Source organism: Microbacterium sp. 22215 (assembly GCF_052045655.1).
In the GTDB taxonomy this organism is placed as follows: domain Bacteria; phylum Actinomycetota; class Actinomycetes; order Actinomycetales; family Microbacteriaceae; genus Microbacterium; species Microbacterium phyllosphaerae.
The window spans coordinates 322572-342203 of the sequence record NZ_JBQEPC010000001.1 but is presented as its reverse complement, the minus strand read 5'-3'; the positions used below and the strand labels follow the sequence as shown (position 1 = coordinate 342203).

The 19632-nt window shown below is 67.2% G+C and carries 18 protein-coding genes and 1 tRNA gene; 9 read left to right on the top strand and 10 right to left on the bottom strand.

Annotated elements, in window-relative coordinates:
- Window positions 1–49: 49 nt before the first annotated feature.
- Both ACTJKH_RS01725 and ACTJKH_RS01720 read right to left on the bottom strand, forming a co-directional pair.
- Window positions 50–949 (bottom strand): type II secretion system F family protein, encoded by a 900-nt coding sequence (locus ACTJKH_RS01725; RefSeq protein ID WP_440735517.1) that lies wholly within the window; start codon window positions 947–949, stop codon window positions 50–52.
- Complete coding sequence (locus ACTJKH_RS01720; protein ID WP_440735516.1) at window positions 943–1956, bottom strand: TadA family conjugal transfer-associated ATPase; 1014 nt, start codon at window positions 1954–1956, stop codon at window positions 943–945. The genes ACTJKH_RS01725 and ACTJKH_RS01720 overlap by 7 nt, the downstream gene beginning before the upstream one ends.
- Before the next feature lie 412 nt (window positions 1957–2368).
- Here ACTJKH_RS01720 and acs point away from each other — a divergent pair, with 412 nt between their 5' ends.
- On the top strand, window positions 2369–4336 hold the full coding sequence (gene acs, locus ACTJKH_RS01715) for an acetate--CoA ligase (protein ID WP_440735515.1): 1968 nt from the start codon (window positions 2369–2371) through the stop codon (window positions 4334–4336).
- A gap of 64 nt (window positions 4337–4400) precedes the next feature.
- Here the strand turns inward: acs and ACTJKH_RS01710 are convergent, their stop codons facing one another.
- The gene (locus ACTJKH_RS01710) at window positions 4401–4859 is read right to left on the bottom strand and encodes a RidA family protein (protein WP_210098638.1); all 459 of its coding nucleotides are present in this window, start codon (window positions 4857–4859) and stop codon (window positions 4401–4403) included.
- Entirely contained in the window at window positions 4856–5080 is a 225-nt protein-coding gene (locus ACTJKH_RS01705) for a hypothetical protein (RefSeq protein ID WP_440735514.1), read from the bottom strand. The genes ACTJKH_RS01710 and ACTJKH_RS01705 overlap by 4 nt, the downstream gene beginning before the upstream one ends.
- Window positions 5081–5157: 77 nt before the next feature.
- On the opposite strand from ACTJKH_RS01705, the gene ACTJKH_RS01700 reads away from it, so the two are divergent.
- The 8 genes from ACTJKH_RS01700 to ACTJKH_RS01665 all read left to right on the top strand — a co-directional run bounded on the left by ACTJKH_RS01700 (window position 5158) and on the right by ACTJKH_RS01665 (window position 12710).
- Complete coding sequence (locus tag ACTJKH_RS01700; protein ID WP_440735513.1) at window positions 5158–7725, top strand: transglycosylase domain-containing protein; 2568 nt, start codon at window positions 5158–5160, stop codon at window positions 7723–7725.
- Window positions 7722–8660 carry a metallophosphoesterase gene (locus ACTJKH_RS01695; RefSeq protein WP_440735739.1) on the top strand — a complete coding sequence of 313 codons (939 nt, stop codon included), beginning with the start codon at window positions 7722–7724 and terminating at the stop codon, window positions 8658–8660. The genes ACTJKH_RS01700 and ACTJKH_RS01695 overlap by 4 nt, the downstream gene beginning before the upstream one ends.
- Window positions 8661–8777: 117 nt before the next feature.
- Complete coding sequence (locus tag ACTJKH_RS01690; protein WP_440735738.1) at window positions 8778–9221, top strand: peptidoglycan-binding domain-containing protein; 444 nt, start codon at window positions 8778–8780, stop codon at window positions 9219–9221.
- A gap of 339 nt (window positions 9222–9560) precedes the next feature.
- Window positions 9561–9896, top strand: a complete 336-nt coding sequence (locus tag ACTJKH_RS01685; protein WP_440735737.1) for a peptidoglycan-binding domain-containing protein — start codon at window positions 9561–9563, stop codon at window positions 9894–9896.
- A 551-nt stretch (window positions 9897–10447) separates the two neighbouring features.
- Window positions 10448–10524: transfer RNA gene (locus tag ACTJKH_RS01680), tRNA-Pro, on the top strand.
- Window positions 10525–10590: 66 nt separating this feature from the next.
- Window positions 10591–11067, top strand: a complete 477-nt coding sequence (locus ACTJKH_RS01675) for a VanZ family protein (RefSeq protein ID WP_440735512.1) — start codon at window positions 10591–10593, stop codon at window positions 11065–11067.
- Window positions 11064–11819: an HAD-IIB family hydrolase gene (locus ACTJKH_RS01670; protein WP_440735511.1), complete on the top strand. Its 756-nt coding sequence runs from the start codon at window positions 11064–11066 to the stop codon at window positions 11817–11819. Before ACTJKH_RS01675 ends, ACTJKH_RS01670 begins: the two co-directional genes overlap by 4 nt.
- Window positions 11820–12122: 303 nt before the next feature.
- Window positions 12123–12710, top strand: coding sequence for a DUF1295 domain-containing protein (locus tag ACTJKH_RS01665; protein ID WP_440735510.1), 588 nt, complete (start codon window positions 12123–12125; stop codon window positions 12708–12710).
- A 3-nt stretch (window positions 12711–12713) separates the two neighbouring features.
- On the opposite strand, the gene ACTJKH_RS01660 is transcribed toward ACTJKH_RS01665, so the two are convergent.
- From ACTJKH_RS01660 to ACTJKH_RS01635, 6 genes are all read right to left on the bottom strand, one after another.
- The gene (locus tag ACTJKH_RS01660; protein ID WP_259162133.1) at window positions 12714–13973 is read right to left on the bottom strand and encodes an alpha-hydroxy acid oxidase; all 1260 of its coding nucleotides are present in this window, start codon (window positions 13971–13973) and stop codon (window positions 12714–12716) included.
- A gap of 11 nt (window positions 13974–13984) precedes the next feature.
- Window positions 13985–14707 (bottom strand): FadR/GntR family transcriptional regulator, encoded by a 723-nt coding sequence (locus ACTJKH_RS01655; RefSeq protein WP_440735509.1) that lies wholly within the window; start codon window positions 14705–14707, stop codon window positions 13985–13987.
- 145 nt (window positions 14708–14852) lie between these two features.
- A complete protein-coding gene (locus ACTJKH_RS01650; RefSeq protein WP_440735508.1) occupies window positions 14853–15506 on the bottom strand; it encodes a thymidine kinase in 654 nt (217 codons plus the stop codon).
- Window positions 15507–15513: 7 nt separating this feature from the next.
- Window positions 15514–16986, bottom strand: coding sequence for a malate:quinone oxidoreductase (locus ACTJKH_RS01645; RefSeq protein ID WP_440735507.1), 1473 nt, complete (start codon window positions 16984–16986; stop codon window positions 15514–15516).
- 83 nt (window positions 16987–17069) lie between these two features.
- On the bottom strand, window positions 17070–18140 hold the full coding sequence (locus ACTJKH_RS01640) for an aspartate-semialdehyde dehydrogenase (protein ID WP_210098649.1): 1071 nt from the start codon (window positions 18138–18140) through the stop codon (window positions 17070–17072).
- 140 nt (window positions 18141–18280) lie between these two features.
- Complete coding sequence (locus tag ACTJKH_RS01635) at window positions 18281–19564, bottom strand: aspartate kinase (protein ID WP_210098650.1); 1284 nt, start codon at window positions 19562–19564, stop codon at window positions 18281–18283.
- Window positions 19565–19632 lie beyond the last annotated feature (68 nt).

The window sequence follows — 19632 nt, the reverse complement described above, 5'->3', positions numbered from 1 at the left end:
GATGCGACGTGCATCCGGTGGGTTGCGGCAGCGGTCACAGCGGCAGCGGTCACAGCGGCAGCGGGGTCGAGGCGAGCACGCTGAGAAGCAGAGGGGCGACGCCGAGCAGCAGGAACGCCGGCAGCGTGCAGACGCCGAGGGGGATGAGGAGCTTCGTCGAGAGCCTGGCTGCTCGCATGCGGCCATCGATTCGAGAGGCATGCCTGTCTTGTGCGGCGGAGGCACGCAGCAGTTCACCGGCCGGCACGCCCGCCGACGTCGACAGCTCGAGCACCGAACGGATGCGGGCGGCATCACCGCCTCTCGTCGCGGGGGTCTCCGCCACGAGGCGCAGCGCGCGCGGTATCGATGCACCTCCCGACAGCGCGACGGCCATCAGCTCGGCGTGCATCCCCGGGGTGCCGGGCTCCGGCCGGGCACGCCTGAGAAGTCCTGCGGTCCAGGCACGCGCGACGAGCACGAGCAGAAGTCCGGCGACGACGCATCCGGCCCCGGCCGGAGTGCCGACGATCACGCCCAGGGTGTCGAACCCCAGGGCGAAGCCGAGCAGAAGCCCCGCGAACGGCATCCACAGCAGCAGTCGCGCCGTGCCCGCCGGCTCGGCCAGCGCGATGCGCACGTCGTCGGCTGCCGCAGCGGCGTCGCGGAGCGTCTCAGCGATCATCCGCAGCACCTCGGCGAGCGGGGCGCCCACGGTCGTCGCGATCTCCCAGGCGGCGGCGAGGTCTCGCCATGCGCCGCCCTCGGCCTCGATCGCGGCGACCAGCGGAACACCCTCGTCGACGCGCTCGACGACCGCTGCGGCATGCGCGTCGCCGATCGAGGCGAGGTGATGCCAGGCGACCATCGGGACCGCCCCGGCCTGCAGCAGCACGGCGAGCGTCTGCACCGAGGTCGCCGCGTCGGCCCCGCCGCTCGGCTCTTCCCGCCGCGCCCTCCCCCTCACCACGGTCGCACTTCCGCGATGCCGAGTCGGTCGCCGACCACGGCGAACTCCCCGGCCTGCGTGATTCGCCTCTGCCCTCCGGGCGAGCGCTCCAGGTGCAGGACGACGGTGAACGCGCTCACCACCTGACGGGCGAGTGCCGTGGCATCCATGTCGGCGAGCGCACCGAGCGCCTCGAGCCGCGCGGGTACATCGTTCAGACCGCTCGCGTGCAGAGTGCCCGCTCCTCCGTCGTGCCCGGTGTTCAGCGCGGTCAGCAGCTCTCTGACCTCCTCCCCTCGGCACTCCCCCACGACGAGCCGATCCGGCCGCATGCGCAGCGACTCCCGCACGAGACGGGCCAGGCTGATGCCACCTGCACCTTCGAGATTCGACTGCCGCGCTTCGAGCGCGACGTGGTGCGGGTGCCTCGGTCGCAGCTCGGCGACGTCCTCGATCGTGACGATCCGCTCCGAGGCGGGCGCCGCCGACAGCAGAGCGGAGAGCAGAGTGGTCTTGCCCGTGCCTGTGCCGCCGGTGATGAGGATGTTCGCGCGCTCGGCCACCAAGGTGAGCAGCCAGCTGTGCTGCCGCGCGTCGAACGCCCCGAGGGCCGCAAGGGCATCGAGATCGGCGGCACGCACTCTCGGCACGCGGATCGACAGCGCCGTCCCCGACGTCGAGATCGGCGCGAGCACCGCGTGCACGCGGATGCCGGTCTGCAGTCGCACGTCGACGCACGGCGCCTGGTCGTCGAGATGTCGGCCCCCGAGTCCGACGAGCGCGACCGCCAGATCGCGCACCTCGCGTTCGGAGGCGCTCCACGCCGGCACCGGTTCTGCGCCGTGGCCCCGGTCGACGAAGAGACCGGCGGCTCCGTTGACGAAGATGTCGGTGACGTCGTCATCGCGGCAGTACTCCGCGAGCGGCCCGAAGACCGGGTCGATGTCGAGCGGGGCATGGCCGACGGCAGGCACGCCGGGGCTCGGTGCCGACGCGGCACGCGGGCGGATGACGAAGGGATCAGGCATCCCCCGAAGGTAGGCGGCATGACCGACCGGCATCCGTCGCTGCGTCCGGCACGGACGTGTCCTGTGGGCAACTGCGTCGCCGCCGCATCCGTGCAGAACCGATACCGACTGCGGTGCATCGATCAGGTGGGCCCTGGGAGCGCTCACATGCAGAGAAGGGCGGCACCTCACGGGGGGAATGAGATGCCGCCCACGGCGTCCCCTGATGGGGGAATCGGGCACGCCAAGGCCAGAATGAGAATTCGGCTGTCGTCGAGTGTACGCAAGGCAAGCGTCCTGACAAAACCCGTCGCACTACCTACTTTCGACAGTATGCGACGTCGGTGGCCGGGACTAGATTCGCCCTGACCTGATCGTGCCCCCGTACGGTCATGCCCGCAGTACCTGCCATGCCGCAAAGGAGCGCCTGCCGATGAGCAGCCAGATCGACCATCTTCTCGATGAGACCCGCCAGTTCCCGCCGTCCGACGAATTCGTCGCCCAGTCGGTCTCGTCACCGGCCCTGTACGAGAACGCCGCGGCAGACCGCGAGGCGTTCTGGGCAGAGCAGTCGCGCGAGCTGCTCGAGTGGCACAAGCCCTTCACGCAGGTGCTCGACTGGTCGACGCCCCCGTTCGCGAAATGGTTCGACGACGGCGAGCTCAATGTGGCCTACAACTGCCTCGACCGCCACGTCGAGGCGGGCAACGGCGACCGCGTCGCGCTCCACTGGGAGGGCGAGCCCGGCGACTCCCGCTCGATCACCTATGCCGAGCTGACCGAAGAGGTCAAGCGCGTCGCCAACGTGCTCGAGGGCCTCGGCGTCGGCCACGGCGACCGCGTCGCGATCTACCTGCCGATGATCCCCGAGGCAGTCGCATCGATGCTCGCCGTCGCGCGCGTCGGAGCCATCCATTCGGTCGTGTTCGGCGGTTTCAGCGCCGACAGCCTGCGTTCGCGCATCGATGACGCCGGCGCGAAGCTCGTGATCACCGCCGACGGCGGCTATCGCAAGGGTCGCGTGTCCGCTCTCAAACCCGCCGTCGACCAGGCCCTCGCCGACCGGGGCGACGGTGAACAGCAGACGGTCGAGCACGTGCTCGTCGTCCGCCGCGGCGAGAACGAGGTCGAGTGGCACGAGGGCCGAGACCTGTGGTGGCACGAGGTCGTTCCCACGGCATCCCCCGAACACACCGCTGAGGCGTTCCCTGCCGAGAACCCTCTGTTCATCCTCTACACCTCGGGCACCACCGGAAAGCCGAAGGGCATCCTGCACACGTCCGGCGGCTACCTCACCCAGGCCGCGTACTCGCACAAGTACGTGTTCGACCTGCACCCCGAGACCGACGTCTACTGGTGCACGGCCGACATCGGCTGGATCACCGGCCACAGCTACGTCACCTACGGCCCCCTCGCCAACGGCGCGACCCAGGTGATCTACGAAGGCACTCCGGATGCTCCGCACCCCGGTCGCTGGTGGGAGATCATCGAGAAGTACAAGGTCTCGATCTTCTACACAGCGCCGACCGCGATCCGCTCGTTCATGAAGATCGGTCGCAGCGTGCCCGCGAACTTCGATCTGTCGTCGCTGCGACTGCTCGGATCGGTGGGCGAGCCCATCAACCCCGAGGCGTGGATCTGGTACCGCGATGTGATCGGCGCCGGTAAGACGCCGATCGTCGACACCTGGTGGCAGACCGAGACGGGCGCGATCATGGTCTCGGCGCTTCCCGGCGTCACCGCGACCAAGCCCGGTTCGGCGCAGGTCCCCCTCCCCGGCATCTCCATCGACGTCGTCGACGAGTCGGGCGTCGAGGTCGGCAACGGCAACGGCGGCCTGCTCGTGATCACCGAGCCGTGGCCGAGCATGCTCCGCGGCATCTGGGGCGACCCCGAGCGCTACCGCGAGACCTACTGGGAGAAGTTCGAGAAGCAGGGCTACTACTTCGCCGGCGACGGAGCGCGCCTGGATGCCGACGGCGACCTCTGGCTGCTCGGACGCGTCGACGACGTGATGAACGTGTCGGGCCACCGCCTCTCGACGGCCGAGATCGAATCCTCCCTGGTCGCGCATGAGGCCACGGCCGAGGCCGCGGTGGTCGGCGCCGCAGACGAGACCACCGGCCAGGCCGTCGTCGCGTTCGTGATCATCAAGGAGAGCTACCTCTCGGCTCACGACCCGGCCGGCCTCGCCCAGCAGCTGCGCCTGTGGGTGGGCGAGCAGATCGGTGCGATCGCACGGCCCCGCGACGTCTACATCGTCGGCGAGCTGCCGAAGACACGCTCCGGCAAGATCATGCGGCGACTGCTGCGCGATGTCGCAGAGGGCCGCGAGGTCGGCGACACCACGACCCTGGCCGACACGGCTGTGATGAGCATCATCTCGGCTCAGGTCAAGTAGTCCGACGAAGAACGCCCCCAGCCGATGTCCTCATCGGGTGGGGGCGTTCTTCGTGAGAGCGGGCTCAGGCGAGGATGAAGGTGACCTCGACCTCGACCGGGCTGTCGAGGGGCAGCACCGGCACCCCGACGGCCGCGCGGACGTGCTGTCCGGCCTCGCCGAAGATCTCGCCCAGCACGAGGCTCGCACCGTTGATCACGCCGGGCTGACCGCTGAAATCGGGCGTGGATGCCACGAATCCGCCGACCCGGAGGACTCCGGCGATCCTGTCGACGCCACCGGCTGCCGCGGCGGCGGCCGCGAGAGCGTTCAGGGCGCAGGTCCGAGCGTAGGCATTCGCGTCATCGGCACCGACCTCGGCGCCGACCTTGCCGGTGGCGGGCAGCGCGCCGCCGGAGAACGGGAGCTGACCCGAGGTGTAGACGAGTCCGTCATGCACGACGGCCGGCACGTACGCCGCGACGGGGGCGGCGACGACGGGCAGCTCGATGCCGAGCTCGGCGAGACGCGAGGAGACGCTCATGCCGCACCTCCCTCGAACTGGCGAGACGCCTCGGCGGCGGCAGCGAGTCCGGCGTTTCCCGTGGCTTCTGCCGTCACCGGGCGCTTGAAGTAGGCGACGAGGCCTCCTTCGGGTCCCTGGATGACCTGCACGAGCTCCCACCCCTGCTTGCCCCAGTTGTTGAGGATCGCAGCGGTGTTGTGGATCAGCAGCGGGGTGGTCAGGTACTCCCACGTGGTCATGGCACTCCTGTCTGGCAGCACTCGCGCGCGCGGGTGCGTCAAAGGCGGTATTCAGGGAACTCCCCTACGATCAGCGTATGCCTCAAAAGAATCGCACGGTGAAAGGTGCGCTCGGCGGAGTCCTCGGACTCGTCGGGCTCAGCGCCGTCGCCGGTCTCCTCGTCGCGGCCAGCGTCACCCCTGTTCTCGCCATGACGGGTATCGCCGGATCCCAGGCCCTCACCATCTTCGAGAAGCTCCCCGCGAACCTCCAGGTGAACCGGCCGATGGAGCAGTCGACCATCTACGCGATGGACGCCGACAAGAATCCCGTCGAGCTGGCGTCGTTCTACGAGCAGAACCGCATCCCGCTGACGTACGACCAGATCAACCCGGTCGTCTACGACGCGATCCTCTCGAGCGAGGACAAGGACTACTTCAGCCACGGCGGCGTCAACGTCGGCGCGACGGCCAAGGCTCTGGTCGACAACCTCCGAGGCACTGACGACCGAGGCGCATCGACCATCACGCAGCAGTACGTGAAGAACGTGCTGATCCAGGAGTGCGAGCAGGAGGCCGACCCCGCGTCCGGCACGTACGCCGACGACCTCGAGAAGTGCTGGACCGAGGCGACGAACGCCGACGGTGCCAAGGGCATCGAGCGCAAGCTGCAGGAGATGCGCTACGCCCTGCAGATCGAGAAGGAGTACTCGAAGAACGACATCCTCCTCGGGTACCTCAACATCGCGAACTTCGGCGGCACGGTCTACGGCATCGAGGCCGCCGCCAACTACTACTTCTCCACCACCGCGGCGAAGCTGACGGCTGCCCAGGCAGCCACGATCGCCGGCATGGTGCAGAACCCGAACCAGTACCGGATCGACAAGCCCGCGGGCACGTGGACCGACAAGGACGGCGTCGCACACAACACCGAGGAAGACGGCTACGCCCTGACGCTGGATCGCCGTCACTACGTGCTCGACCGCATGCTCACGCTCGGCAAGATCACGCAGGCGCAGTTCGACGAGGCGGATGCCTCCCCCATCACCCCCGCGATCACCCAGCCCACGCAGGGCTGCGTCTCCGCAGGAAACGTCGCGCGCAGCGCCTATTTCTGCGAGTACGTGAAGTCGATCGTGCTCACCGACCCGGCATTCGGCGACGATGAGACGGCCCGCCGGGATCTGCTCCGCCAGGGCGGCCTGAAGATCTACACGACGATGAACATCGACATCCAGACCGCTGCGGCCAACGCCATGGCGGACATCGTGCCGACGAACCCCGACAACCAGTACTTCGGTTCGGCCGGGGTGTCGATCGAGACCGGCACGGGCAAGGTGCTCTCCATCACGCAGAACACGACCTTCAGCGAGACGGTGACGAACGATCAGGCATATTCGGCACTGGTCTGGGCGTCCGACCAGGCCCATGGCGGGTCCGGTGGATTCTCGGTCGGATCGACGTACAAGCTCTTCACGCTGATCGACTGGCTCGAGAAGGGGCACTCGGTCCGTGAGACGCTGAACGGCGCCAACCGGACGATGCGCATCACGGCCTCTTGCGAAAACACGACGACGACCTTCAACAGCAAGGACGTCGGAAACTTCAACGGCGCTTCGGGGTACACCGGCTCCGTGATGACTTTCACGCGCCAGTCGCTGAACACCGGCTACTTCGCGATGGCGGAGAAGCTCGACCTGTGCGACATCAACAAGGTCGCCGACAGAATGGGCGTCACCCTCGCGAAGGGCGGCAAGACCACCGACGAGAACGTGCCGTTCGACGTCCTGGGGTCGAAGTACATCTCGCCGCTCGCCATGGCCGGTGCCTACGCGACGGTCGCGAACAAGGGCATCCACTGCACCCCGGTCGCGATCGAGCGCGTCGTCGACGGCGACGGCAACGACATCCCCGTGCCGAAGTCGACGTGCTCGCAGGTGATCTCGCCCGAGGTGGCCGCCACGGCCGCGTATGCGCTGCAGGGCGTCATGACCTCCGGAGGAACCGGAGCCAACGCGAACACGTACGACGGAACCCCACTGATCGGCAAGACCGGTACCCACAACGGGTGGCAGACCATGATGATCGAGTCGAGCACCAAGGTCACGACGGCCGTGTGGGTCGGTCGCACTCTCGGCGAGGCACCGATCAATCGGAGCTACTACAAGGACCGCAAGCTGAGTGACCTCCGGTACCCGCTCGCTCGCGCCTCGCAGGAGGCCGCGAACAGGATCTACGGCGGCGACCGGTTCCCCGAACCCGACAACAAGCTGATCCGTCAGGTGCTGACCGACGTGCCGAACGTCGTCGGACAGACCGTCGAAGAGGCCACGGCGACCCTGAAGGACAAGGGATTCCAGGTCACGGTCGGTGCCGCGGTCGACAGCGACAAGGCGACCAACATCGTCGTGGCGCAGGACCCTGCCGGTCAGGCCCCGAGCGGTGCGACCGTCACGCTCTCGCCGAGCAACGGCCAGGGAGCGACCGTGCCCGACATCACCGGGCAGGCGAAGGACAAGGCGCAGGAAGCACTGTTCGGCGCCGGCTTCACGTCGATCGATTTCGACGGTTCGTGCAACGGCAACGGGGCGAAGGTCGCGTCGACCTCACCCGCTGCCAACGCCGCAGCGAACAAGAGCACGACCATCAAGGTCACGTGTCAGTGACCTCACGCCGTGCGGCACACCCGGCCCTCATCGCGCTCGGCGCGGTGGGGGCCGCTGGTGCTGCGGCCGCCGTCTGGGGCATCGGCATCGAGCGCTACCTCTTCACGGTGCGGGAGGCGACGGCATCCGCACTCCCACCCGGCTCCTCTCCCCTGCGCGTGCTCCACGTCTCGGATGCGCACATGGCGCCGTGGCAGCACCGCAAGCAGGACTGGCTCGCCTCTCTCGCGCAGTTGAAGCCCGACCTCGTGATCAACACCGGCGACAACCTCGGGCACCGCGACGGCCTGGTGGGCATCCGTCGGGCCTTCGAGCCCTTCGCCGGCATCCCCGGTGTGTTCGTGCACGGCTCGAACGATGTGAACGGCCCCGCCCCACGCAACCCGATCCGCTACTTCGCCGGACCATCGAAACGGCACAGCGAACCGACGTTCCTCGACACGGATGCGATGGATGCGTACTTCACCGACGAGCTCGGCTGGACGGATCTGAACAACACCGCCGCGCGGCTCACTGTCGCAGGGAACCCGCTCGACTTCTTCGGCGTGAGCGACGCGCACCGGCAGTGGGACCGGCTCGAAGACCTCCCCGCCGCGATCAGGACCCTCGGCCCGCAGGATGCCGCGACATCCGTGCTCGGCGTCACGCATGCGCCCTACCAGCGTGTGATGAACCGCTACATCGAGCTCGGCGCCGACGCGATCTTCGGCGGCCACACGCACGGCGGCCAGGTGTGCCTGCCCGGCTTCGGCGCCCTGGTCGCGAACTGCGACATCCCGCTGAAGCAGGCCAAGGGCCTCAGCACCTGGACGCAGGGCGGGCGCACCGTCCCGCTGAACGTCAGCGCCGGCTGCGGTCACTCGATCTACGCTCCCGTGCGCTTCGCGTGCCGCCCCGAGGCGACGCTGCTGACACTCATCCCACGTCGCCGCTGAATCCTCTTGCATGTGCTCGACGCACATAAACCCGACTTCGACTATTGCAACAGTCCAAGGGCTGGTGTTACTGTCAGGTCAAGTCTCGGGGGAAACGAGACTAACCGGAGGATTCAAATGCAAATAAGGTATGCTTTCGCGCCCATCGTGATTGTCACAGCGCTCGCTGTCTCAGCCGCAAGCCCCGCCGTCGCCAGCACCGCTGTGGCCAGCTCACCGCAGGTCAAAACATTCTGGAACGGTTGCAATTCGACTACGTGGAGCACGGGCGTCCCTACGAAGTGCTTCTACCAAGACGTACAAGGCTTTATGCTTTTTGGTTACTACACCGGCTCCGTCGATGGAGCCTTTGGTGTCAATTCTTGGAAGGCAATGCAACGGTATTTGAATGCGGCAGGTTGGAACGCCGGCACAGTGGACGGGATCGCGGGTTACCAGACGAAGACCGCACTGCAGAGACTACTCAAGCACGAGGGACTATACACCGGGCCGATTGATGGAATCTTCGGCGCCGGAACGTACCGAGCATGGGCTGTTCACGTGAGCGGCACCGTGAACTAAGTTCACAACACTTCCGTCTCCTCGGGGCCCTTGAGGCCTCTAACGCAGATTGGCATTGTGCATGCCTGCTGCGACTCACAACACTTGAGAGATAGCGACTGACGCACGTTCCCCTGTTGAACTGCTTGCTCCCCTCCAGGATCGATACGTCCGGGTTTGCTGTCAGACTAGAACGGACCGAGACAAACGAAAAGCATTGCAAAAACACTCGCGACAATATTGTTGACGGCTTACTTTGCCACCACCCCAGCAGGAGCACAAGCAGCAAACGGTCAGACCGCTGAAAGCGCGATCACCCCCTTCTCGGGCGGCTACCCAGAATACAGCTTCTCGGTCAGAATGGGGCCAAGCAATTCGGGCGTCCCCCGCATCCCGGTGCCTTCAACCTCGAACAGCGGCGTGTCCAATTGCACGCTCAACCAGGGCACGGTAAATGACGCAGTCCGCGGAATGCAGCAAGCACTCAATCAGTGCTACGGGAAGGGTCTTACTGTAGACGGCAACTTCGGCCCGGCGACACGAACGGCCCTAAGATCTGTTCAGTCTGCCATCGGCGCGACGTCAGACGGCATCTTCGGTCCAAGCACGCGGGACCGAATGACATTCAAAGGCAATGGTTCAACGTGCCAAACTGGTCTATACATACGCACAAACCACATCGCGTATTTTAACTGATCACCGCGCAGAGAGATAGACATCCGGAGCACTTCATAGATGCTTTACTGTCCGTTTCAGGATCTCGTATCCTGACACGGACTCCGTCGCCATTCGATGAATCGCTAGCCCTACACTCGGCTCCGCTTGCCTCTCGTCGTTGTCTTCGCGTTGAGCCTTCTCTTGCCAGCTGTCAGGGCGGTGCCGGCTCTCTCGCGGCTTGTACCTCGCGGGGCCGTATTCGCGCTCGCCGTTTCGATGCGCGCTTTCGATCTCATGGATCGCGTTCGTCGGATGGTCGTTCACACTCGGCGCGAGTGGCGGAAGAATCGGGCCGCTCACGTCCACGAGCGGATTCGTAGCCGCGCTGATCTGCGTGGCTGTCAGCGCGTGACCTGCCATGCTGCCTGCCCTAGCGATGATGGTCCCCCATCGATTCGTGAGGTTGACAAGTCTGATGGTGATCTGAGTTCTGGGAGCGACGACACTTCTGATCTCGATGACACGCGTGGCGGATGAGCCCTCGATTCGGCGCTGAGACCATTTCGCTGTAGACTCGGAGGGTTGCAAAACGGGGTGTGGCGCAGCTTGGTAGCGCGCTTCGTTCGGGACGAAGAGGTCGCAGGTTCAAATCCTGTCACCCCGACCAGTAACACCGGAAGGCCGCCCTCACGGGCGGCCTTCTCTGTACCAGGACCGAGGCGAAAGGGACCGCGTGAGCAACCTGTTCCCTCCCCCGCGCCGCCTCACCCGCGGCATCGCACTCGGTCTCGGCATCCCGTTCCTCGCCGGTCTCGCCCTGCTCACGCTGACGCCCGCGCGTGTGGAGGAGACGATGCCGAACCTGCTCGATCTCGTGCTCTCGGCGGCTCACCGCCTGGGCTGGGAGTCACTCGACTTCACGCGCCTCGAGATCATCGCGAACGTGCTCGTGTTCGTGCCGGTCGGCATCGTCGCGTTCGTCCTCGTGCCGCGCCGCCTCTGGATGCTCGCGGTGATCGCGGGTCCTGTGCTGTCGTTCACGATCGAGATCGCACAGCGGCTCGCCCTCCCCCACCGCGCTGCGACGATCACCGACGTCGTCGCGAACTCGGGCGGCGCCCTGATCGGCGTCTTCATCGCGATCGCCGGAACGCTGCTGTTCGCCCCGCATCCCACTCCCCGTCCGCCACATACCCAGGAAGCATCATGACCTCGCCTGCTCTGGTCGCCTTCGATCTCGACGACACCCTCGCCGCCTCCAAGGCCGCGATCGACCCGCGGATCGCCCGTCTGCTGCTTGCGCTGCTCTCGAAGGTCGATGTCGCGATCATCTCGGGAGGCAATGAGGCCCAGTTCCGCTCGCAGGTGATCGCTAAGCTCGGCGACATCGATGCGACGGCCGCCGCTCGACTGCACCTGCTCCCCACCTGCGGAACGCGGTACCTGCGGTGGGACGGCACAGGATTCGCTCCGGTGTACGCGCAGGATCTCAGCGCGGAGCAAAAGGCGCGAGCGCTGAGTGCGCTGCGCGAAGAGGCGGAGCGTCTGGGGCTGTGGGAACCCCAGCCCTGGGGTGAGATCCTCGAAGACCGCGGTTCGCAGATCACGTTCTCGGCCCTCGGCCAGAGGGCACCGCACGGCGCCAAGCGCGACTGGGACCCGAGCGGCGCGAAGCGGGAGGCGCTGCGGGATGCCGTCGCCACCCGACTTCCCGACCTCGAGGTGCGCTCGGGCGGATCGACCTCGATCGACATCACGCTCGCAGGAATCGACAAGGCATACGGCATGCGACAGCTCGCCGAGCACACCGGTATCCCCCTGACCTCGATGCTGTTCTACGGCGACCGTCTCGACGAGGGCGGCAACGACTACCCGGTGCTCGCGATCGGCGTGCCCTCGGTGGCCGTGGAGGGCTGGGAGGACACCGCCGACAAGCTCGACGCACTCCTCCCCACGCTCTGACGGCTGCCTACACCCCGCGCGTGCGGCGGAGTTCTAGCATGTCGGTATGGAACCGCTGCTGATCGTCATCCTGACCGCAGCTGTCGCGAGCGCGGCCTGCTGGATCCTGTCTCTCGTGACCCGCGACACCTCGTGGGTCGACCGCGCCTAGTCGATCGTGCCCGTCGTCTACGTGTGGATCTTCGCCGGTGCGGCACTCGCGGGCGGCGACGAGGCCGGCCGCCTGGTGCTGATGGCCGTTCTCGTGACCTGTGGGGTGCGCGTCTGACCTTCAACTTCGCCCGCAAGGGCGGATACACCGGCATGGAGGACTACCGGTGGGCGATCCTGCGCGGACGCATGAAGCCGTGGCAGTTCCAGCTCTTCAATCTGCTGTTCATCATCGGGTATCAGATGACGCTGCTCGTGCTCATCACGCTCCCGGCTGAGATCGCCCTGCAGCATCCGGCTCCGCTGAACGCGTGGGACCTCGTGTTCGCCGCGGTCTTCCTCGCGCTGCTGCTCGGCGAGACGGTCGCCGACCAGCAGCAGTGGGAGTTCCACCGGCGCAAGAAGCAGGCGGGCGGCGCACTCGCTCCCGGCTTCGCGACCGAGGGGCTGTTCCGTTACAGCAGGCACCCCAACTTCTTCTTCGAGCAGAGCCAGTGGTGGGCGCTCTACGCGATCGGCGCGACGGCCGCCGTGGCCTCGGGCGAAGGCCTGCTCGGCGGGGCGTTGAACTGGTCGATCATCGGACCGTTCCTGCTCAGCATCCTGTTCATCGGCTCGACGGTCTTCACCGAGTCGATCACCGCGGGAAAGTATCCCGCGTACGCGGAGTACCGTCGGACGACGTCGATGCTCGTGCCCTGGCCACCGCGGACCCGGCGGGTCGCCGAGTCCGCGGTGTGAGGGTCAGCCGACGACGACGTCGGACGCGGCGCGCGCCACCGGAACGAGGCGCGTGAGCTGCGTGACGTGCGCGGGCTCGAGCTCGGCGAGCGAGGCGACGCCCAGCAGGCGCATGGTGCGCTCGATCTCGGTGCGGAGGATGCTGATCGTGCGGTCGACCCCCTGACGGCCACCCGCCATGAGCCCGTACAGGTAGGCGCGGCCGATGAGCGTGAAGTCGGCACCGAGCGCGACGGCGGCGACGATGTCGGCACCGTTCATGATGCCGGTGTCGATCATGACGGTGAAGTCGTCGCCCACGGCCTTGCGCACCTCGGGCAGCAGGTGGAACGGGATCGGCGCACGGTCGAGCTGGCGCCCGCCGTGGTTCGACAGCACGATGCCGTCGACACCGGCGTCGCGCAGCCGCACCGAGTCCTCGACGTTCTGCACGCCCTTGATCACGATCTTGCCGGGCCAGATGTCGCGGATCACCGCGAGGTCGTCGTAGCTGATCGTCGGGTCCATCGCCGCATCGAGCAGCTCCCCGACGGTGCCGCCGGTGGTGCTCAGCGACGCGAACTCGAGCTTGGGCGTGGTGAGGAAGTCGTACCACCACCACGGACGAGGGATGGCGTTGACGATCGTTCCGAGCGTGAGCTGCGGGGGGATGCTGAAGCCGTTGCGCTTGTCGCGCAGACGCGCTCCGGCGACCGGGGTGTCGACCGTGAACTGGAGTGTGTCGAAACCGGCGGCGGCGGCGCGACGGGTCAGCTCGTACGAGATCTCGCGGTCGCGCATGACGTACAGCTGGAACCAGTTGCGGCCGTGCGGGTTCGCGGCCTTCACACCCTCGATCGAGGTCGTGCCGAGCGTCGACAGCGTGAAGGGGATGCCGGCAGCGGCTGCGGCGCCGGCGCCGGCGACCTCGCCCTCGGTCTGCATCAGACGGGTGAACCCGGTCGGCGCGATGCCGAAGGGAAGCGCGGACGGGCCTCCGAGGATGTCGACGGACGTGTCGACGGTCGGCGCCGGGCGGAGGATGCCGGGGTGGAACTCGACATCCTGGAAGGCCTGGCGCGCACGCGTGAGCGACAGCTCGCCCTCCGCGGCCCCATCGGTGTAGTCGAACGCGGCCTTCGGCGTGCGGCGCTTCGCGATGGTGCGCAGGTCGTCGATCGTGAGTGCCGAGTCGAGGCGGCGCTTCTTGCCGTCGAACTCGGGCTTCTTGAACTTCATGAGCTCGAGCAGCTCTACGGGGTTGGGAAGCTGGCGCTGGACCATCTCGTGTCCTCTCAGTCGGTGGATCGGGTGCTGCGGGTGAGCCCCGCCGCGGTGTAGTAGCCGGTGATGTGGGCGCGCACGAGTGCCTGAGCCGTCGGCGCGTCACCCGCAGCGATGGCCGCGACGATCGCGCGGTGCTCGGAGCGCAGCACGGCCGCCATGGCATCCCAGTCGGCGATGGCCGCGGCCCCCTCCTGCACATACGACTCGATCGAGGTGCGGAGCCCTGCCATGATCGCCGCGACGACGGTGTTGCCACTGGACTCGGCGAGGGCGAGGTGCAGCTGTGCGTCGAGCGCCAGGAACTCGCCAGGGGTCAGCCCCTCGGCATCCATCGCATCGAGCACGCTGTGTGCGTGCGTGAGATCGGGATCGCTGTGCTGCGCCAGGGCTGCGGCGACCGCGTCCTCGAGCAGCAGTCGCGTCTGCACGACATCGGCCAGAGGGAACCCCTGAGCGGCGACCTGCAGCCGCAGCAGCGTCGACATGCCACCGGACGGGGTGGCGATGACGATCGCTCCCGACTGCGGCCCTGAGCCCGTCGCCGTGCGGATCAGACCCATGACCTCGAGCACGCGCAGCGCCTCTCGGACGCTCGAGCGTCCCACTCCGAGGTCGGCGGCGAGGTCGCGCTCGGAGGCGAGTCGGTCTCCGGGGCCGAGGCGTCCGTCGAGCAGATCGCGCTCGACATGTTCGAGCACGAGACGCCAGGCGCGTGCGGGTTGCTCCGGCATCCGCTCTCCTCGTCGTTCGCGTGTCTGCGGGGGTCGATCACCGACGCCCTCCTGTGGTCTGACCACAGTATCGCGTGTGGTCAGACCACGCAATCGGGGCGCACGAGAACACCGCCCGAAGGCGGGGGCACCGGCGGTGTGGCTCTCAGCCCAGGCGTCCGCCGGACTCGTCGAGGTAGCACGCTCCGCACAGCGACTCGTAGGTCGTGAGCTCGGGTGCCGCGGACCCGTCGGCACCCTCGTCGATCGCCACCTGGTCGCCGTCGAACACGAATCGTCCGCCGATCACACGACCGTTGAAGACCGCCTTGCGTCCGCAGCGGCAGATCGTCTTGAGCTCTTCGAGCGAGTGGGAGATCGCGAGCAGGCGCGCAGAGCCGGGGAACGCGTGGGTGAGGAAGTCGTTGCGGATGCCGTACGCCATCACCGGGATGCCGTCTTCGATCGCGATGCGGAACAGATCGTCGACCTGCTCGGCGGTGAGGAACTGCGCCTCGTCGATCAGAAGACAGGCGACGTCGACCGGGCCGCTGGGCAGCAGCTCGTCTTCCGTGGCCCGGCGAACACGTTCGCGGTGCGTCGCGAACAGCGAGCGGACGTCGTCCTCGGGCCCGACGAGGAAGTCGACGTCGCGCGACACACCGAGTCGGCTGTCGATCTGCGACGCGCCCTTGGTGTCGATCTCGGGCTTGGCGAGCAGCACGTGCTGACCGCGTTCCTCGTAGTTGTACGCGGCCTGGAGCAGCGAAGTGGACTTGCCCGAGTTCATCGCCCCGTAGCGGAAGTAGAGCTTCGCCACAGGCCGGTTACTCGTTGATGCCGAGCGTCGCCGCCGTCGCGGAGGTCGACTTCGCGGCGAGAGCGGCGTCCCTGTTCAGCTGCTCGCCGAACGTCGGGATGAGCTCGCGCAGCGCGGACTCCCAGCCCGGGTACTCGGCGGGGAAGCACTTCTTGAGCAGGTCGAGCATGATCGGCACGGCGGTGGATGCTCCCGGCGAGGCGCCGAGCAGGCCGGCGATCGACCCGTCGGCTGCCGAGACGACCTCGGTGCCGAACTGCAGGATGCCGCCCTTCTTGGCATCCTTCTTCATCACCTGGGCGCGCTGACCGGCGTCGATGAGGGTCCAGTCCTCATCCTTGGCGGTCGGCATGAACGTGCGGAGGCTGTCGACCTTCTTCGCGTGGTTCTTGAGCAGCTCGCCCACCAGATAGGTGATGAGGTCGGGGTTCGCGAAGGCGACCCGCAGCATCGGCCACAGGTTGTGCGTGCGCACCTGCGACACGATGTCGAGCATCGACCCGTTCTTGAGGAACTTGGGGCTGAACGTCGCGAACGGCCCGAACATCAGCGAGGCCTCGCCGTCGACCACACGCGTGTCGAGGTGCGGCACCGACATGGGCGGGGCCCCGACGGACGCCTGCGAGTAGACCTTGGCCTTGTGCTGGGCGACGATCTTCGGGTCGGAGGTCTTGAGGAACTGACCGCCGATCGGGAAGACGCCGTAGCCCTTGATCTCGGGGATGCCTGAGCGCTGCAGCAGTTTGAGAGCCCAGCCACCGGCGCCGACGAACACGAACCGTGCCTTGATCTGGTTCGGCGTGCGCCCGATGGTCGTGCGGTAGTTGATGAGCCAGGTGCCGTCCTTCTGCTTCTTCAGGCTCTTGACCTCGTGGTTGGTGCGCAGCGCCACGCCCGAGTCCGTGAGGTGGTCGAAGAGCTGGTGCGTGAGCGCACCGAAGTCGACATCGGTGCCGGCGGGCACGCGTGTCGCGGCGAACGGCTCGCCCTTGCGACGCTGCTGCATGAGCAGCGGCGCCCACTTGTTGATGACGCGGGAATCCTCGCTGTACTCGATGCCGTCGAACAGCGGCTGCTTCTTCAGCACCTCGTAGCGGTCCTTGAGGTACGCGACATCCTTCTCGCCGCGCACGAACGTCATGTGCGGCGTGGCGTTGATGAAGGTAGAGGGGGCGTCGAGCACTCCCCTGTCGACCAGCGACGACCAGAACTGACGACTCTGCTGGAACTGCTCGTTGATCGAGACGGCCTTGGCGGGGTCGAGAGGAGCGCCCTTCTGCTGCGGCATGTAGTTCAGCTCACAGAGCGCTGCGTGGCCCGTGCCCGCGTTGTTCCACGGGTTGGACGACTCCTGAGCCACATCGGAGAGTCGCTCGAACGCGACGATCTTCCAATCCGGCTGCAGCTCGTGCAGAAGGGTACCCAGGGTGGCGCTCATGATGCCACCACCGATCAAGACGACATCGACGGTTTCGGTCACCACGACAGTCTAGTTCGCGGTCACGGCACGACTGACCATGCGGACCGGTCTCGCGAGACCGGTTCCGCATGGCGGCGATGCGGTCAGGCTATGACGGCCAGACGCTCGGCGAGGATCTCGGCGATCTGCACGGCGTTGAGCGCCGCGCCCTTGCGCAGGTTGTCGTTGCTGATGAACAGCACGAGGCCCTTGTTCTCGGGGGCGGACTGGTCGGCGCGGATGCGTCCGACGAAACTCGGGTCCTTGCCGGCGGCCTGCAGCGGTGTGGGGACCTCGTCGAGGACGACCCCGGGAGCGGCGGAGAGCACCTCCGCGGCACGCTGCGGCGTGATGTCGCGGGCGAACTCGACGTTGATCGAGAGCGAGTGGCCGGTGAAGACGGGAACCCGCACGCAGGTGCCGGCGACGCGGAGGTCGGGGATCTCGAGGATCTTGCGGCTCTCGTTGCGGAGCTTCTTCTCCTCGTCGGTCTCGTTCTGCCCGTCGTCGACGAGGTTGCCCGCGAACGGGATCACGTCGAACGCGATCGGAGCCACGTACTTCTCGGGCTCGGGGAAGTCGATCGACGAGCCGTCGTGCACGAGGCGCAGCGTGTCGCCCTGGGCGAGCACGCCCTCGACCTGGCCGAGGAGCTCCTGCGCGCCGGCCAGACCCGAGCCGGAGACCGCCTGGTACGTCGAGACGATCAGGCGCTCGAGGCCCGCCTCGGCATCCAGAGCCTTCAGAACCGGCATCGCAGCCATCGTCGTGCAGTTGGGGTTCGCGATGATGCCACGGGGGCGGTCGTCGATCGCGTGCGGGTTGACCTCGCTGACGACGAGCGGAACCTCGGGGTCGTTGCGCCAGGCGCTGGAGTTGTCGACGACGACGGCCCCGGCCTCGGCGAAACGCGGCGCGTAGGCGCGGCTGGCGGTCGCCCCGGCGGAGAAGAGTGCGATGTCGATGCCCCCGGCATCCGCGGTCTCGACGTCTTCGACGATGACCGTCGCGCCGCCGAACTCGATGGCGGTGCCCGCGGAGCGCGACGACGAGAACAGGCGAAGCTCGCGGATCGGGAAGGACCGCTCGGCGAGAATCTCGCGCATGACGGTGCCCACCTGGCCGGTGGCGCCCACGATGGCGACGGAGAGTCCTGAGTCGGAGATGCGGGTCATGATGTTCCTTGGCGTCGTGCAGTACTGCAAGAGAGGCTTCGGGCGCGACGTCGGGATGCGGATGCCGCGCCTGGCGCCGATGTCAGGGTTTCGGTGAGTCTACCGTGCCGTCCGGTGCTCGAGGACCGACGGCCGGGCGCTCAGCGACCGGTGCCGGCGTGGACGGTCGCCTCGGCGTCGCCGTCGAGACCGTACGCCGTGTGCACGGTGCGAGCGGCCTCGGCGAGGTCGGTGTCACGGAGCACGACCGAGATGCGGATCTCGGACGTCGAGATCATCTCGATGTTGATGCCTCCGGCCGACAGCGCCTCGAACAGCACCGCCGAGACTCCCGAGTGCGTGCGCATTCCGGCGCCCACGACCGAGAGCTTGCCGATCTGGTCGTCGTGCACGAGGTTCTGGAAGCCGACCTCGGCCTGCTCGCCCGCCAGCGCCTTGAGCGCTGCCGCCGAATCGGCCTTGGGAACCGTGAACGAGATGTCGGTGCGCCCGGTGGCCGACACGTTCTGCACGATCATGTCGACGTTCGCGCCCGACTTGGCGACGATCTTGAAGATCTCAGCCGCCTTGCCCGGCACATCGGGGACACCCGCGACGGTGATCTTGGCCTGGCCGAAATCGGTGGCGACACCGGCGACGATCGGTTCTTCCATGGCTTCTGCTCCCTCGGCTTCGCGAGGGTTCTTCATGCCCTCGCCCAGAACGTATGTGCCCTCGGACGACGAGAACGTCGACCGGGCGTGGATCAGGACGCCGTGCCGGCGTGCGTACTCGACGGCGCGGATGTAGAGCACCTTGGCGCCGTTGGCGGCGAGCTCGAGCATCTCTTCGCTGCCGATGTGGTCGAGCTTCTGCGCCTTCGGGATGACGCGGGGGTCTGCCGTGAAGATGCCGTCGACGTCGCTGTAGATCTCGCAGACGTCGGCGTCGAGGGCGGCGGCCAGAGCCACGGCGGTCGTGTCGGAGCCGCCGCGTCCGAGCGTGGTGATGTCGCGGGTATCGCGGTTGAAGCCCTGGAAGCCGGCGACGATGACGATGGCGCCCTCGTCGAGCGCCTCACGCAGACGGATCGGTGTGACGTCGACGATACGCGCGGCGCCGTGCTGCGAGTCGGTGATCATGCCGGCTTGGCTGCCCGTGAACGAGCGGGCCTCGAAGCCCATGGAGTGGATGGCCATGGCGAGCAGCGCCATCGAGATGCGCTCGCCGCTCGAGAGCAGCATGTCGAGCTCCCGCGGCGCGGGGATCGGCGCCACCTCGTTGGCGAGGTCGAGCAGCTCGTCGGTCGTGTCGCCCATGGCGCTCACGGCGACGACCACGTCATGGCCTGCACGACGTGTGTCGACGATGCGCTTGGCGACGCGCTTGATGCTCTCTGCGTCGGCGACAGACGAGCCGCCGTACTTCTGCACGATGAGGGCCACGATCACTCCCTGGGATGTCGGGCGGATCCGCCCACGGCCCATTCTACGATCGGCGCATATGCGCTTCG

Excerpts from the sequence above, each read along its gene's own strand:
- ACTJKH_RS01710 (WP_210098638.1), bottom strand. The coding sequence starts at position 4,859 with ATGAGCGTCTCCTCGCGTCTCGCCGAGCTCGGCATCGAGCTGCCCGTC.
- ACTJKH_RS01700 (WP_440735513.1), top strand. The coding sequence starts at position 5,158 with ATGCCTCAAAAGAATCGCACGGTGAAAGGTGCGCTCGGCGGAGTCCTC.
- ACTJKH_RS01690 (WP_440735738.1), top strand. The coding sequence starts at position 8,778 with ATGCAAATAAGGTATGCTTTCGCGCCCATCGTGATTGTCACAGCGCTC.
- ACTJKH_RS01705 (WP_440735514.1), bottom strand. The coding sequence starts at position 5,080 with ATGACCACGTGGGAGTACCTGACCACCCCGCTGCTGATCCACAACACC.
- ACTJKH_RS01685 (WP_440735737.1), top strand. The coding sequence starts at position 9,561 with ATGGGGCCAAGCAATTCGGGCGTCCCCCGCATCCCGGTGCCTTCAACC.
- ACTJKH_RS01655 (WP_440735509.1), bottom strand. The coding sequence starts at position 14,707 with ATGCCGGAGCAACCCGCACGCGCCTGGCGTCTCGTGCTCGAACATGTC.
- acs (WP_440735515.1), top strand. The coding sequence starts at position 2,369 with ATGAGCAGCCAGATCGACCATCTTCTCGATGAGACCCGCCAGTTCCCG.
- ACTJKH_RS01720 (WP_440735516.1), bottom strand. The coding sequence starts at position 1,956 with ATGCCTGATCCCTTCGTCATCCGCCCGCGTGCCGCGTCGGCACCGAGC.
- ACTJKH_RS01670 (WP_440735511.1), top strand. The coding sequence starts at position 11,064 with ATGACCTCGCCTGCTCTGGTCGCCTTCGATCTCGACGACACCCTCGCC.
- ACTJKH_RS01660 (WP_259162133.1), bottom strand. The coding sequence starts at position 13,973 with ATGGTCCAGCGCCAGCTTCCCAACCCCGTAGAGCTGCTCGAGCTCATG.
- ACTJKH_RS01665 (WP_440735510.1), top strand. The coding sequence starts at position 12,123 with ATGGAGGACTACCGGTGGGCGATCCTGCGCGGACGCATGAAGCCGTGG.
- ACTJKH_RS01640 (WP_210098649.1), bottom strand. The coding sequence starts at position 18,140 with ATGACCCGCATCTCCGACTCAGGACTCTCCGTCGCCATCGTGGGCGCC.